Source organism: Achromobacter sp. UMC46, from assembly GCF_014170335.1.
Lineage (GTDB): Bacteria > Pseudomonadota > Gammaproteobacteria > Burkholderiales > Burkholderiaceae_B > Achromobacter.
This window is the reverse complement of sequence record NZ_LZZS01000037.1, coordinates 19250-34060: the sequence shown is the minus strand read 5'-3', so window position 1 is coordinate 34060 and position 14811 is coordinate 19250. Positions and strand designations below refer to the sequence as shown.

Genomic DNA, 14811 nt, shown 5'->3' with positions numbered 1-14811 from the left:
AAAACGGGCACGGGTGTATTGACACACCCGAATACGGCTTCCGAAGGAGAGAAAAATCGCCCCACGTGGCGTCATGCCAGGGACGATTCCGGGGACGCAGCCGCAGCCCGAAAATCTTGTAACCCGCTAATTTTCCAGGGTTTTCCCTATTGCCGAGGCCCTACCCCGGCAGTAGATTTGAGTTGCCGGGCTGTCTGACACCCATCGCGTGCGAAGCCGGGCAGGAGCGCCTCAGACTCATCTCGAGCTGGGGCGCTCTTCCATTTCAGCGCTGGTTTTCGGCACGGCAAACTACCTAGCCGGCTGCCGGACGATTCTCGGCAGGGCGCCCCAATTGCGACATGTCCAATTGGCGAAACACCCACGCCGACAACAGCGTGATCACGCCTACGCAGACAAAGCTCAGTGTGAACGCACGGCCCAAGGCGGCGTTGGCCTCGCCCGAGAACATGCCGACCAAGCCCCCGCCTATCGTCACGCCCAGCCCGATGGCCAGCATCTGGATCATCGAGAACAGGCTGTTGCCGCTGGCGGCATCCCGCTTGCTCAAGCCTTTCAGGGTCACACTGTTCATGGCCGCGAACTGCATGGAATTGGTCGCGCCGAACAAGGCAAGCTGCGCCACCTGCAATGCCAGCGGCCACCCGGGCGAAATCAGAGCAAAAGAGACAATCGACGCGCCGACCAGCAATGTGTTGACCAGCAAAAACACGTCATACCCGAACCGCCGAACCAGCGGCGCGATCCAGCGCTTGGTTATCGTGCCGGCAATCGCAGCCGGCAACATCATGAGCCCGGACTGCAACGGGGTATAGCCCAACTGCAATTGCAGCAGCAACGGCAGCAGGAACGGCACGGCGCTGCTGCCGATGCGGCACACCAGATTTCCGACCAGTCCCACACTGAAATTCGGTTCGCGAAACAGGCTCAGTTGAAAGAGCGGATTCTGGCGCTTGCGTGCATGGATCACATACAGCAGCACGGTCAACGCGCTTAGCGCGAACAAGCCCGCCGACCACGCCAAGCGCGTGTCCCCTGCGGGCACGTCCAACCCCAGCGAAAAGGTCACCATGCACAACGACAGCAAGGTGCAACCCAACACATCGAACGGCGCCACGTCAGACAAGGCGTCTTCCGGCAAATATCTGCGCACGGCAAACAACCCCGCGATTCCGATCGGCACATTGATCATGAAGATCCAATGCCAGCTTGCCACCTGTACTAGCAATCCGCCCAAGGTCGGTCCAAAAATAGGACCGACTTGCCCCGCGATCGATACGAAAGCCAAGGCGGAAATGTACTGGTCGCCCGGCACGGTACGCAGCACGGCCAAACGCCCGATCGGCAACAGCATCGAACCGCCCACGCCCTGCACCACGCGTGCGACCGTCAACTGCGTCAAGGTTTGCGCCAAGGCGCAAAACACCGAACCCATCGCAAATATCAAGATCGCCGCCAGGTACACGCGACGGGTTCCATAGCGGTCCGCCAACCAGCCCGAGGCCGGCGTCAGCATGGCCATCGTCAACGTGTAGGCCACCACGACCGGCTTGAGCGCAAGCGCGTCCTCGCCCAGGCTGCGGGCCATGGCCGGCAACGCCGTGTTGACAATCGTGGTGTCCAGCGTCTGCATGAAAAAGCAGGCCGCGACGACCCAAAGCAGGGCCTGCTGGGATGAAGGTTTAACCATGGACGAATCGTACTGCGCCAATGCCAACGGACGGCTGACAAACAGGCTGAAACACCGACTGATAAACCGTATGGTGCGTGCGCGGCCTCCTCGTATACTGATTCGGACAGTCCCGAACGACGAGGCGCGCATGTGTTCACACTATCAGACGCTGAAGGACGCCGAACTGCTGCTACAGAAGTTCGGTGTACGCGCCAAACCGGTGATGGGAAAATACGATATGTGGCCACGCTACGAAGGTGTGTTCGTGCGCCGCCCGCCGGAACATGACGCCGGCGACGAGGCGGTGCCCGAACGCGAGGCCATCACCGGCCGCTGGGGCCTGATCTCGGCATTGACCCGCCCCGATGGCCTGGACAAGGCCGCCAAACTGTCCACGTTCAACGCGCGCAGCGAAACGGCTGCGACGTCGTTCATGTTCGGCAACGCCTGGCGCCAGGCGCGACGCTGCATCATTCCGGCGGACGCGATCTTTGAACCCGACTGGCGATCCGGCGCGGTGGTGCCCACCCGGTTTACCCGTGAGGACGGTGCACCATTGGGCATCGCCGGACTCTGGGACCGTTGGCGCGACGCCGCGGGCCAGATCCGCGAGGGCTATGCCATGCTGACGATCAATGCCGACGACGACCCGCTGTTCAAGCATTATCAACGGGCTGGCGACGAAAAACGGATGATCGTCATCTTGCCGGAAGGCGCCTATGGTGACTGGCTGACCGCGCCGGTACATCAAACCCGCACTTTCCTGGTGCCGTACCCCGCCCGCCTGTTGATCGCCACGGCATTGGAGTGACCCCGTTTTTTGTGGAATATACTGGATATACAAACAGTATTTTCCGCCATGCCGTTCAAAGATCCCCTTACCCACGCCGACCTGCGCAACATTCGCGAGCGCCAGCCCTGGAACGCCGACGTCATCTCATTGCTATGGGAGGTCAAACGGCTACGGTCCGTGCTGCTGCGCGCCTACCAACTATCCGCCGACTTGAAGCGGCCAGCCGGCCTGACCGGCGAGCTCTACGACGACTTCATGAAAGGCTTGCGGGAAGAGCCCTGTGTCCAGGAACGGGACGGGATGGCGACATCGCTGATGGAAGCACCGGACAGATTAAGAAAGGGGATGGCGCCACGCTAGGCACCGCCAGGCTGGGCTGGCATTCATTGAAGCGTCAGCGGTTACCCGCTATATCGTTCCTCGCCATACCCGAACGGCCAGCGCCGCTTGTTCGGCTCGGGAGACGGTTTTTCGCTGTTCATGATCGGCCTCCAATTTTCGAATCTCGGAATCCTAGCCGCTCAGTCGTAACAGCAATGTAAGTGTTCGCAATGATGCCCTTCCGTAGCCCGGCTGCAGTTCACAGATTTAAAGCGGCATTGACCTGCGCCCCATGCCCCGTGGAAACGTCGTGCCAGTCCTCGTTCGGCGAAGCCACTCTCTGAATTTCATCCCTGATATGAGTAACGGGCCTGCCGTGACCTCGACGCGACAAACGCACCAAATTTAAGAACTTGTTTTCGCAGAGACTGAAGATCAATGGCCGCCGAGCAGTGGCTCGCATCTCCGCGAACCGCAACAACAGTGTCAGATCGTGGCCTTGCCTCAACTCATGCACTATCCGCGCTTTTTCTGCGCGGTTTGCTCTTTGGCCTGAAGCAAGGCCTTCAATTTTTTTAGGTACGCTACCTCGGCGCGCAGGTATTCGTTCTCTTTGCGTAACTGCTCTACCGTGCGAATCGCACCCTACCTCTATTAGAGTGTCAGTATGACCGAGCAGCACAACGCCGCCCAGGCGGCAGCACACGATTAGGCACCCTGGTACGGCCGTTGACCGATCTGCGCGGAAAAGCGCAGGAGGTAGCCGTCAGGATCCTGTACCAGGAATTCGCGAACGCCGATTTCCACAGCATCGCTTCGGTACCACTGCTCAGCTACTGGCCGAAATAGCGGCCAATCCGCACTTGCTAGGGCCGCTATGGTTGGTTGCACAGCGTCCACCTTGATCTCGAAGTTGATGCCCCGACCGAGCGGCATGTTGAGCGGCGCGGTTATCCAACCGTTTTCGCCACGCACTTCTACAAGCATCACCTGCGCCCCCGCCAAATCAAGATAGAAAAATCCATCTTCCTTGCGGCTGTACATGACTGAAAAGCCGCAGAGCTCAGTCCAGAACTTTAGGCTGGCCGAAACATCGGTGACGAGCAATTCGGGAACCAGCTGCGCACGACCATTTTCCACGTTCTCTCCCCTTCCCTTTGAAATTGCTTTTAGCGTCGGGAATCATACAAAGACTATTAATGAACCAATCCTATGCCCCCAAGAGGCAGAGCAGCAAATCGACGCCATTATGGAGCAGGCCCAGGTATTCGCCTCGGCATAGTCGTTCCGTGGCGCCCCCTTCGACAACGGATCCGGCTTGGAAACAGCCGAACGCGAATGAACAGCCTTGCGCACCATGCTGTCCAAGCTGCGCGCGAAGGGCGTGCAGGCGGGCGATGCCGAAATGTTCGCGAAGGGCTATTGGCTGGAGCTGGCATTTGCCGCGCCCCAGGCCAGCGAGGCGGCGACCGCAACAGCCCGCGATCAGTTGGCCGAGCACCAGCGACAGATCAGTGCCGAAGGGTTCCCCGTGGCCCGCGATGACAGCCACCCGCCTATGTGGGGTGTTCGTCCGGCCCAATCGCACCCACGGGCAAGGCCGCGGCTCTGCGCGGCATTCCGCCGTATCCAGTCCGCCATAGCGCGGTTCACGGTCAATAGGGTGAGGCGCAGACAGCCAAGAACAGAAATGGTCATGCCGGTTGGAATCCCGGCACCCGAACCGCTGAAAAGCGGGTTTCGGCCAGCGTTGCGAGTCAGCGCTGGCCGAAGCCGACGGTCTGGAAGATCACGTTAGCCATTTCCATTAAGAAATTTAAATCACGTTTTGTTACCTGTACTGCCTACTGCTGCGGACCGTTTGGAACCATTGCTGCTGCCGATACGCCTTCCGTACGCAGAGGATTAGCTAGGCGTGACAAGGATCGACGCTTTTGAGTTAGTTATGCGGCTCTGCACCGAATGAGTTCCACCTTGTCGTGGGGGTCGGAACTTTTTATTAGCATGAGTTACTTATTGTCGATAATATTTGCACCACCAAGTTCACCCCCCCCCTCTCTGAACGCGACGCAACACAGTCCATTCTCAACCTATTCCTTCTCACAATGCCCCCTTCAAAACCGACCCAATTAACACTCACGCTACTCGCGGCCTCGTTGATCCATCTTCCACTGACGAGCTACGCGGCCGGCCAAGGTGGCGGCGCGGACGGAGGGAGTTCTTACGTGGGCTCCGTCGGCATCGGCAATGGCGGCTCATGGTTCCAGCCGGCCGCGAGCGGTACGTTTAGTGGCTTGCCCGGTACAAACGGGCCCTCGCGTTCCGATGTGTCCACCTCGGGCACTAACGGCGCCGAGAGCGGCCCTGCTGGACTCCTCACCGTTGGAGCAGGCGGCATCATGATTGGCGGCGGGGGCGGGTACGGTGGGGACCTTGCCGTCCACAGCAACCCAACTGCGGAAGCCATTGGCGGTGATGGCGGCAAAGGCGGGACCTTTTCCCACGGCTCGGACAGTTCCAATGCCGGCGTGATCGTCGGTGGTGGCGGCGGCGCGGGGGGAACCATCAATTGGAATCTTGGCTCCCCCGCCGGCTCCGCCTACCCGGCGTCGATGCGGGGTGGTAATGGGGGCACTGGTGCCGAATTGACGGGCGCCAACATTATCTTCACCAATAGCGGGATCATCTGGGGCGGCGGTGGCGGTTCCCCGGGCATGGTGCTTGATGGCGTAGCGGGAGTGACAACCATAGGATCCGGCGGTTCCGGCGGCACTGGCCTGATCGTGACCAGCAACGGCGCCACCGTAACCAACACCGGCACGATGCATGGCGGCAATGCCGGCCTCAGTGCCAGACTGAGCTTCGGTGGCATTGGCGTGCGCGTGAGCGGCAATTTCGGCAGCATCATCCAGACCGGCACCATTGGAGGCGGTTTGGATAGCGACGGCGTCACCCGCCGCGAAGCGGTGCTGATCAACGGTCAAGGCAATACTCTCACACTGCATCCGACGTCGACCACCACCGGCAACGTGATCTTCATCGGCACCGACAACCGACTGCAGATCGGCACCGGCAGCACGGGAACCGCCGTCGTCAACGGCTCGGTATCGCTCGGCTCGGGCGGTGTGTTCCTCGTCCGAGCCACCCCGGCCGCCTTCGACCGCCTCGACGTCACCGGCAACGCCGTGGTCAATCAGGCCAGGGTCGAGGTTCAGGCGGCGCCGGGCACCTACAGCGAGACGTTCAGCCAGATCATCCTCCACGCCGATAGCACCTTGACTGGCACCCAGTTCACCGGCGTCACCAGCAACCTTGCCTACCTGACGCCCACGCTCAGTTACTCCGCGGATGACCGCGACGTAACCCTGACGCTCGCGCGCGCGTCGTCTCCGGTCACGCCGCCCGTCACCCCTGAAGCCCCGGCCGTCACGCCACCCAGCATCCCGCCTGCCAAGATCCGCTTCGCCGATCTAGTGAGCGGCCGCAACGCCCGTGCAGTCGCGGACGCCGCTGAAACCCTGGGCGCCGGTCACGGCGTCTACGATGCCGCCATCGGCCTGCCGCAAGGCGCGCCGCAGGACTTTTTCGCAGGCCTTTCTGGCGAGATGCATGCGGGTGTGAGTTCGGGTCTGTGGAATCTGTCGTCCACCGTGCGCAACTTACCGCTCAACCGGTTGCGCAGCAATCTGAATGCCGGCCTCGCCCCGGGCGCACCCACAGCGGCCACCGGCGCAAGCGACGCGGCACCCTCGGTGGCGACCCTGCCCTCGTCCCTGGCCCGCCCGGCCTGGGCTCAGATCGTGGGCAACTGGCAGCGCATCGGCGCCACAGGCGACACGTCGGCCGTGCGCCAGCACACCGGCGGCGTATTCGTGGGCGCCGACCACGGCGTGGGCAATGGCTGGCGCCTGGGCGGCGCGCTGGGCTACACCGACTCGAAGCAGCGCGTCGATGACCTGGCCAGCAAGGCCGATGTGTCGAGCTACAGCGCCGTGTTCTATGGCGGCAATGCCATCGCGCTGGGTGCAGGCCAGCTCAACGTGATGGCAGGCGCTTCGTACACCTGGCACGACATCGACACCGAACGCAGCATCAATGCCGGAGGCCTGAATCAAACCCTGGATGCAAACTACGGCGCCAACACCACGCAGTTGTTCAGCGAAGTAGGCTACGCTTTCGGGGCCGCACGCGGTCTCACCCTCGAACCCTACGCCGGCCTGGCCTGGGCCGGTCAGCGCACCCGTAGCTTCAGCGAATCCGGCGGCAGCGTCGCGCTGTCGGGTGATTCGACGCGCAACAACACCACGACCACCACACTAGGCCTACGTGCCACCCAGGAATTGACTCTGGGCTCCTTGGAGGGAACCGTGTCGGGCGGCCTGAGCTGGCGCCATGCCTTTGGCGATGTGCGTCCCGAAAGCCGCCTCGCGTTCGATGCCGGCGAATCCTTCACCGTTACGGGCGCACCCATCGCGCGCGACGCGGCCCTGGTGGAGGCAGGCTTCGATACGCTGATTTCGCGTAGCACCACCCTGGGTCTGGCTTATGCCGGGCAGTTTGGCGGCGGCAATCGAGATCAGACGGCCTCGGTCAATCTGCGCTGGGTGTTCTGAGCCTGGCGGGCGTCCACCAACCGACACGGGGCGCCGCCTCCGAGACGACACGGATCAACTTTGAGTTCTGGTCCGACAGCGTGACACCATAGGTTCCGTCCAGGGCCTGATTGCCCACGACTTCTCCAGGGAGCATTCCGCTCCCTGGTTATCCCCCTGTCTCCCCAATGCACCAGCGCTTTCTCAACGCTGGGTACACCGCTCTGGGCATGACCTTGTCATCGCGAGACTGAGCCCTGAATCGCCTCAATAGTCTCCCCCCATCTCGAACCACCTAGCACCATCAGAAATTTCGAATGGTTAACAGCCTCGGCTCATGCCCCGCGTGCGGGGTATCGGCAGGCGCTGTGCCTGGATCGGAGTGACCCGGCCTCTCAGCAAGCTGCGGCTGACCTCCCACGGGTAAATGGGCGGCAAGCCGCCGGTGCATATGGAGCAGATCAAGCCCGTGCACGTGACGCGCTACATCCGCTGGCGCATGGCGAAGTCAGCGGACTGGTTCCGCGAGAAGGGCCGCCCGGTTCCGCCCGACGCCGACCACGTTCGCGCCAACCGGGAAATTGCGCTGTTCAGCGCCATTTTCAACTACGCCCGAGAAATAGGCCTGACCGATGCGCCGAACCCGGCTCAGGGCGTGCGCAAGAACAAGGAGCGTGGGCGCGATACCTACGTCGAGGACGACACCTATGGGCGCGTGCATGTAGCCGCTGACGAGCCGCTGCAGGACGCGATGGACCTCGCCTACCTGGCGGGCCAACGGCCGGGCTCAGGTGATTAAGCGGATCAAGGCCAGAAAGGCGGCGGGCGTGCCCAAAGCAGGCTTCCAATTCCGAGACCTACGCGCCAAGGCGGGCACCGACAAGACCGAGTCGACCGGGGACATTCGGCAGGCCCAGAAGCAGCTCGGGCATGGCTCGGTCACAACCACCGAGAAGTACGTAAGGCGACGCAAGGGCGACAAAGCCGCGCCCACTCGGTAATCGGAATTGCGGAAAAGAAAGCGGGCCTTGGATTGCTCCAAGACCCGCATATCTATTGGTAGGCCCCCCGAGAGTCGAACTCGGCACCAACGGATTATGAGTCCGCTGCTCTAACCAAGCATGAGCTAGAGGCCCAGGAAACGTTACTGCCCTTCCAGGAAGCTCTTCAGCTTGTCGGCCCGGCTGGGGTGACGCAGCTTGCGCAGCGCTTTAGCCTCTATTTGGCGAATGCGCTCACGCGTGACGTCGAATTGCTTGCCCACTTCTTCCAGGGTCTGGTCGGTGCTCATTTCGATGCCGAAACGCATACGCAGAACCTTGGCTTCACGCGGGGTGAGAGAGTCTAGCACTTCCTTGACCACATCACGCATGGAGCCGTGCAGCGCCGCATCCGAAGGCGCCAGGGTGGACGTGTCTTCGATGAAATCGCCCAGGTGCGAGTCATCGTCGTCACCGATCGGCGTTTCCATGGAGATCGGTTCCTTCGCGATCTTCAGGATCTTGCGGATCTTGTCTTCCGGCATATCCATTTTCTGCGCCAGGGTCGCGGGATCCGGCTCGGCGCCGGTTTCCTGCAGGATCTGACGGCTGATCCGGTTCATCTTGTTGATCGTTTCGATCATGTGAACCGGAATACGGATGGTGCGCGCCTGGTCGGCGATCGAACGCGTGATGGCCTGACGGATCCACCACGTGGCGTACGTCGAGAACTTGTAGCCACGGCGGTATTCGAACTTGTCCACGGCCTTCATCAAGCCGATGTTGCCTTCCTGGATCAGGTCCAGGAACTGCAGGCCCCGATTCGTGTACTTCTTGGCAATCGAGATCACCAGGCGCAGGTTGGCCTCGGTCATTTCGCGCTTGGCCTTGCGGGCCTTGGCTTCGCCAGTGGCCATGCGCTTGTTGACGTCCTTCAGGTCCTTCAGCGGCAGCACGACGCGCGTTTGCAGGTCGATCAGCTTTTGCTGCAATTCCTGCACGGCGGGAATCTGGCGTTCCAGCGTCTCGGCGTACGGATGGCCAGCGGCGACTTCGTCCATCACCCACTGCAGGTTGGTTTCGTTGCCCGGGAAGACCTTGATGAAGTGCGTGCGCGGCATGCCGGCACGGTCCACACACGTATGCAGGACAGCGCGTTCAAGCTGGCGCACTTCTTCGACCTGGTTGCGCAGCGTATCGGCCAGCTTTTCGACCATCTTGGCCGTGAAGCGGATGCCCATCAGTTCGTTCTGGATGGATTCCTGAGCGCGCACGTAGATGTCCGACTTGTAGCCGTCCTTCTCGTACGACAGGCGCATCTTGTCGAACTGCTTGCTGACTTCGTCGAACTTGGCCAGCGCTTTGACGCGCAAGTCTTCCAGCTGCTTGCTGGACATGCCGCCGGCGGGGCCATCGTCGCTTTCGTCTTCGTCGGCGGTCACGCCGGCGCCGGCATATTCTTCGCCGTCTTCCGGATCAACCAGGCCGTCGACCACTTCGTCGATCTGCGCCTGGCCTTCCCGCACGCGCAGGATGTGGGCCAGGATCTCGTTGATCGTGGTCGGGCAGGCCGAAATGGCCATGACCATGTGCTTCAGGCCGTCTTCGATGCGCTTGGCGATCTCGATTTCGCCTTCGCGGGTCAGCAGCTCGACCGAACCCATTTCGCGCATGTACATGCGCACGGGGTCGGTGGTGCGGCCGAAATCGGAGTCGACGGTGGTCAGCGCGGCTTCGGCTTCGTCTTCGACGTCGTCGTCGTTGGACGCAACCGGCGCGTTTTCGCTCATCAGCAGCGTTTCGGCGTCGGGGGCCTGGTCATAGACCGCGATGCCCATGTCGCTGAACGTGCTGATGATGCCGTCAATGGCTTCGGCGTCGACCAGGTCGTCAGGCAGATGGTCGTTGATTTCGCCGTAGGTCAGGTAGCCGCGGTCCTTGCCCAGCTTGATCAGCTGCTTCAGGCGGTTGCGGCGCGCTTCGTATTCTTCCGGCGTCACGGGGCCACGGGCGATCAGATCCTTGGCATCTGCCTTGCCGCGCTTGCCGCCGCGCTTGGGCGGCTTCAGATCGGGCAGGACTTCGCCTTCGCCGTCCATCGTGTCGTCGAAACCATCGGAATCGTTGTTCGCATTCTTCGCGGGGCGGCCCGGACGGCGGCCGCTGGGGACTGCCGGACGCGCGGTGCCGACCAAGTCGGCAAGCTTGTCTTCGGCCTTCTTGACGCGAGCCTTCGTCACTTTCTCGGGCTTGTCAGCCGCAGCCGTCTTGGTTGCCTTCTTGGCAGCCGTCTTGGCAGCGGGCTTGGCGACCTTCACCGCCGTTTTGGCGGGCGCTTTTTCCGCCGCCATGCTTACGGCGCGCTTGGCCGCAGGGGCCTTGAGTTCAGCCGCATCAATTGCAGAGGAGGATTTGCCGGTGGATTTGGTCATAGTCGCTTCCGTGGTCGTCGCAACCCGTTTGGGCATGTTGCACCGCATAAAGCCGCCCTGGACGGCGGCCCAGCGCAGCGCAAAATACGGGTAAAACTGGTGAATCGGCAGAGTCCATGCGGCTGCGTTGTTCGCAGCGCCAGCTCTTGCGAGCCCGCTTGACGCCGTTGCGGTGCAATACCGTTGGGGCGCCTGACGTGCATGACCTCATTCCGCAGCGGATTTCGGGCGTTTGGGGGGGCTGCCTGCCTATAAATAGGCTTTGCTTGCTTATGGAGACTTGCCCCTAGCAGCTTATGTAGACACAGCACCCAGACCACTCACGCTACGCGAAACGACACGCCGTTGAACTGCCTGATTCACCGCTCAGCTATCAGCTATATTAATTAACTATGTAACAATTTTGACGCGCGGACCTGATAATTTCTGCGGGTCAAATGGCACTACACATCTTCAAAAATCTTCAACCGCAAAGCGTCTTCCAACACATTGCGTTTTCAAACATCACCGCTGATACTGGGTTAGATTCAGGCCGCAGGAATAGATTCCACAATCGGCTGTCCGACCCACTTCGCTACCCTTCACGTCCGCCCTGCATTACCCTACTTCGCGCCAGGACTATCAGCATATTCAGGAAGAATTAAGCAACAATCAACTGAAAACGCATCAATGGGGCATACTGGCCCGCAAAGCGCCCCTCGGCAAGCGGACAACCTTTGATTTTAGCGCATTTAGCGTATCCCGGCACCTTTCAACGTGACCATGCGGCTCGAAAGCTCCAGATAGCGCTTGCGCGCGTCGTCCGAGGCCAATCCGGCGGCCGCCAACTTGGCCATTTCCAGCTTGGCCGAGTCGAATTCGATGCGCCGCAACGCATCATCCCACTCGGTCTGCGGGTCGGGAAGGTCTTCCTGCGACAAGATGTCTGCTCGCAAACCCTTCAATACCGTCGCCAGGTCCGAATCAGGCTCGGCAGCTTCCAGCAAGGCGCCCACATGGCGCGCGCCGCTGGATTGCGCCAGCATGATCAAGTCCCTTACCAATCCTAGATGGGGGCCATGGTCGATGACTTCAAGCTGCTGGTCTCCCATGGAGTCCACCAGTTCGGGATGCGCCAGCAACAACCCAAGCAAGCGCTTGGCCAATGAGGGCATCGTGCGGCGGCCTTCGAAGCCCCCGACATCGTTGTCGCGGCGCCCCTTCCAGTTGCCTTTGCCGCCGCCCTTCCAGTCGCCCTTGGCTTTCCAGTCGCTCTTGCCCTTCCATTCCGGCTTGCCGCCAGCGCGCTGGCCGCCACCGCCCGAGAACTCCCCGCCGCCTTGCGACGGAAATTGGCCGTAGTCGGCGAAATCGGGCTCTTCGGCAGGAATGTCGTGAAAATCGTGCCCGGCAAAGTCATAGCCCGTATCCGGGTGGCCGCCGTCATGATCCGGCCCAGCGGACCCGGCCGCTTCGCCTGCCGCCTTGGGCGCCGCTGCAGGCGCAAAGGGCTTGGCAGGCTGTTGCGCCAGGATCTGCGCCATTTCTTCAGGGGTCAACTGCACCAGCTTGGCCATTTCCCGCTCGATCTGCACACGCAGCGCGCACTCGGGAATCGACGCCAGCAACGGCTTGGCTTCATGCAGGCAACTGGCGCGCCCTTCGGCCTCGTTCATGTTGTGCCGCGATGCCAGTTCGTCCAGCAGGAAGCGCGACAGCGCCACCGCATCGGCCAGACAGGCGCGGAAGGCTTCGGCGCCCAATTCGCGCACATAGGAATCCGGGTCGTGCTCGGTCGGCAGGAACAGGAAACGGATCGCAATATCGTCCCGCAGCACCGGCAGGCAAGCCTGCAACGCACGCCAGGCGGCGCGCCGGCCGGCCCCGTCGCCGTCAAAACTGAAAATCACCTTGTCGCTGGTGCGCAGCAGCTTCTTCACGTGGTCGGGCGTGGTGGCCGTGCCCAGCGTGGCCACCGCGTTGGCGATGCCTTGCTGCGCCAGGCCGACGACGTCCATATAGCCTTCGACCACGATCACCTGACCTTCCTGGCGGATGGACTGGCGCGCCTCCCACAGTCCGTAGAGCTCGTGGCCCTTCGAGAACAGGGGAGTTTCGGGGGAATTCAGGTACTTGGGCTCGCCTTTGCCAATGATGCGTCCGCCGAACCCGATCAGGCTTCCCCGCACGTTGCGGATGGGAAACATGACGCGCTCGCGGAAACGGTCATAGCGACGGCCGTCTTCGGACTCGATGACAAGCCCCGACTCCACCAGCGTGGGGTCGTCATAATTGGGAAAAACCTGCGACAGGCCGTGGCGGTCGGTACCCGACCACCCCAAACCGAAATGCGCCGCGATTTCGCCGGTCAGGCCGCGCTGCTTCAGATAGCGGATCGCCGCGGGCGATGCGCGCAACTGCTTCAGATAGTGTGCTTGAGCGGCATCCAGCACCTGCGTATGGCGGGATTCCTCGGCTTTACGGCGCGCGGATTCCTGCTGCTGGCGTGGACTGCGATTTTCTTCGGGGACCGTCATTCCCGCCGAAGCCGCGAGCGTACGCACGGCTTCGGGGAAACTGGTGCCCGTGTGTTCCATCAGGAAAGTGATGGCGCTGCCATGTGCTCCACAGCCGAAGCAGTGGTAGAACTGCTTGGTGGGGCTGACAGTGAACGACGGACTTTTTTCGTTATGAAAGGGGCACAGGCCAAGCAAGTTGGCCCCACCCTTTCGCAACTGCACGTATCGCCCGACTACGTCGACAACGTCGACTCGGGCGAGTAGATCCTGGATGAATGATTCTGGAATCAATAGATTCGGGAATCAAAAATCAATACAGGCGCGGGGGCAGTTGTTGGCTACGGATGCGCTTGTAGTGACGCTTCACAGCGGCGGCATGCTTGCGCTTGCGCTCTGCCGTGGGCTTCTCATAGAACTCGCGCGAACGCAGCTCGGTGAGCAAACCGGTCTTTTCGATGGTGCGCTTGAAGCGGCGCAGAGCGGCTTCAAACGGTTCGTTTTCCTTCAGTCGAACGATAGGCATAAAGTGATTGGCCTGCTTGTAGGGTAACAAAAGTTGATGACAAACCTGGCTTGCTTACCAGCAACGCTGCCGCGGGTCCAGGTCCGCGAAAACATCCCTTCGCCCCATGGGCATGCGCTGGCAGACCAGGCACGCAACCACAACACAAAGGAAAGTACCGCGGAAACGAGGAACCTTGGAGCGCAACCCGGAACTAGGACCAGAGCTAGAAAAGCAGGCTGGCACGCGCGATGCGCGGGCCCTTCTGTTTTTCCATTTCTTATCCACTACCCGGATTTCCGCTGGCTGTTTCCGTTACCCAAAGACTACCCAAAGAGTAACAAGCCAAGTTCGGTTTAGCGATAACCAGCGATTCTAGCATGGTCATGACCATCTTGACTACTAGGAGGGACACTTGGCGCCAGGAAGCCGCCCTGCGCCCCTCCCCTGACCGGCAACCGGATTCAGCTCTTGAAACCCTTGCGGATCCAGGCTTCGAGTTGATGCGGGCGCAGGCTGTCGTAGTCTTCGAACGGCTGGTGGATCCAGGGGTTCGTCGGCAGCTTGTCGACGTAGTAGTCGGGCGTCGCCTGGGAATGCCCCTTCCACCACAGCACGGCGCTGCGCAGTTCGGTGATATCGGCGAACTGGCTCTTCAGGTGGTCATAGACCTTGCTGAAGGTCTTGCCGGTATCGACCATGTCGTCCACCAGCAACACCCGCCCGGACAACGTGCCGCGCGTGATGGTGATGAACTGGGCGATATCCATGTCGCCTTGCTTCGTGCCGGCCGCCTCGCGGTAGCTGCTCGTGGCCAGGATACCCAGCGGCACATCGAAAATACGGGACATTACGTCACCGACGCGCATACCGCCGCGCGCCAGACAAAGAATCTTGTCGAACTTCCATCCCGATTGATGCACCTGCAAGGTAAGGCGTTCGATCAAGCGGTTGTAATCGTCCCACGTCACCCACAGATGGCTGTCATCATTGGTCGGCGTGCTCATAGGCAAGCATCTCC

At 61.3% G+C, this 14811-nt stretch carries 11 protein-coding genes, 1 tRNA gene and 1 pseudogene; 5 read left to right on the top strand and 8 right to left on the bottom strand.

Going from position 1 to position 14811, the window contains the following annotated elements; genetic code table 11:
- Positions 1-295 precede the first annotated feature (295 nt).
- Positions 296-1690, bottom strand: a complete 1395-nt coding sequence (gene mdtD / locus A9973_RS27155; protein WP_183016722.1) for a multidrug transporter subunit MdtD — start codon at positions 1688-1690, stop codon at positions 296-298.
- A 130-nt stretch (positions 1691-1820) separates the two neighbouring features.
- On the opposite strand from mdtD, the gene A9973_RS27150 reads away from it, so the two are divergent.
- Positions 1821-2483, top strand: a complete 663-nt coding sequence (locus tag A9973_RS27150) for an SOS response-associated peptidase (RefSeq protein ID WP_183016746.1) — start codon at positions 1821-1823, stop codon at positions 2481-2483.
- 48 nt (positions 2484-2531) lie between these two features.
- On the top strand, positions 2532-2825 hold the full coding sequence (locus tag A9973_RS27145; protein ID WP_183016721.1) for a hypothetical protein: 294 nt from the start codon (positions 2532-2534) through the stop codon (positions 2823-2825).
- Positions 2826-3252: 427 nt separating this feature from the next.
- Here A9973_RS27145 and A9973_RS27140 read toward each other — a convergent pair.
- Together A9973_RS27140 and A9973_RS27135 are read right to left on the bottom strand one after the other, a co-directional pair.
- Positions 3253-3422 (bottom strand): annotated as a pseudogene (locus tag A9973_RS27140) (IS3 family transposase); the annotation flags it as partial.
- A gap of 72 nt (positions 3423-3494) precedes the next feature.
- Positions 3495-3926, bottom strand: a complete 432-nt coding sequence (locus A9973_RS27135; RefSeq protein ID WP_183016720.1) for a VOC family protein — start codon at positions 3924-3926, stop codon at positions 3495-3497.
- Positions 3927-5185: 1259 nt separating this feature from the next.
- Here A9973_RS27135 and A9973_RS27130 point away from each other — a divergent pair.
- The 3 genes from A9973_RS27130 to A9973_RS31400 all read left to right on the top strand — a co-directional run bounded on the left by A9973_RS27130 (position 5186) and on the right by A9973_RS31400 (position 8379).
- On the top strand, positions 5186-7399 hold the full coding sequence (locus tag A9973_RS27130) for an autotransporter outer membrane beta-barrel domain-containing protein (RefSeq protein ID WP_183016745.1): 2214 nt from the start codon (positions 5186-5188) through the stop codon (positions 7397-7399).
- A 406-nt stretch (positions 7400-7805) separates the two neighbouring features.
- The gene (locus tag A9973_RS31280) at positions 7806-8177 is read left to right on the top strand and encodes a hypothetical protein (protein ID WP_255469310.1); all 372 of its coding nucleotides are present in this window, start codon (positions 7806-7808) and stop codon (positions 8175-8177) included.
- Positions 8170-8379 (top strand): tyrosine-type recombinase/integrase, encoded by a 210-nt coding sequence (locus A9973_RS31400; RefSeq protein WP_370539543.1) that lies wholly within the window; start codon positions 8170-8172, stop codon positions 8377-8379. Before A9973_RS31280 ends, A9973_RS31400 begins: the two co-directional genes overlap by 8 nt.
- A gap of 56 nt (positions 8380-8435) precedes the next feature.
- Here A9973_RS31400 and A9973_RS27120 read toward each other — a convergent pair.
- The 5 genes from A9973_RS27120 to A9973_RS27100 form a co-directional block, all read right to left on the bottom strand.
- Positions 8436-8514: transfer RNA gene (locus tag A9973_RS27120), tRNA-Ile, on the bottom strand.
- An 8-nt stretch (positions 8515-8522) separates the two neighbouring features.
- Positions 8523-10790 carry an RNA polymerase sigma factor RpoD gene (gene rpoD / locus A9973_RS27115; protein WP_183016719.1) on the bottom strand — a complete coding sequence of 756 codons (2268 nt, stop codon included), beginning with the start codon at positions 10788-10790 and terminating at the stop codon, positions 8523-8525.
- Positions 10791-11521: 731 nt separating this feature from the next.
- Complete coding sequence (dnaG, locus tag A9973_RS27110; protein ID WP_183016718.1) at positions 11522-13579, bottom strand: DNA primase; 2058 nt, start codon at positions 13577-13579, stop codon at positions 11522-11524.
- A gap of 19 nt (positions 13580-13598) precedes the next feature.
- Positions 13599-13811: a 30S ribosomal protein S21 gene (rpsU, locus tag A9973_RS27105; RefSeq protein WP_006218592.1), complete on the bottom strand. Its 213-nt coding sequence runs from the start codon at positions 13809-13811 to the stop codon at positions 13599-13601.
- A gap of 443 nt (positions 13812-14254) precedes the next feature.
- Positions 14255-14797 (bottom strand): phosphoribosyltransferase, encoded by a 543-nt coding sequence (locus A9973_RS27100; protein ID WP_183016717.1) that lies wholly within the window; start codon positions 14795-14797, stop codon positions 14255-14257.
- Positions 14798-14811: the final 14 nt, after the last annotated feature.

Coding starts and splice junctions, on each gene's coding strand:
- A9973_RS27100 (WP_183016717.1), bottom strand. CDS start 14,797: ATGAGCACGCCGACCAATGATGACAGCCATCTGTGGGTGACGTGGGAC.
- mdtD (WP_183016722.1), bottom strand. CDS start 1,690: ATGGTTAAACCTTCATCCCAGCAGGCCCTGCTTTGGGTCGTCGCGGCC.
- A9973_RS27150 (WP_183016746.1), top strand. CDS start 1,821: ATGTGTTCACACTATCAGACGCTGAAGGACGCCGAACTGCTGCTACAG.
- A9973_RS27130 (WP_183016745.1), top strand. CDS start 5,186: ATGATTGGCGGCGGGGGCGGGTACGGTGGGGACCTTGCCGTCCACAGC.
- A9973_RS31280 (WP_255469310.1), top strand. CDS start 7,806: ATGGGCGGCAAGCCGCCGGTGCATATGGAGCAGATCAAGCCCGTGCAC.
- rpoD (WP_183016719.1), bottom strand. CDS start 10,790: ATGACCAAATCCACCGGCAAATCCTCCTCTGCAATTGATGCGGCTGAA.
- A9973_RS27145 (WP_183016721.1), top strand. CDS start 2,532: ATGCCGTTCAAAGATCCCCTTACCCACGCCGACCTGCGCAACATTCGC.
- rpsU (WP_006218592.1), bottom strand. CDS start 13,811: ATGCCTATCGTTCGACTGAAGGAAAACGAACCGTTTGAAGCCGCTCTG.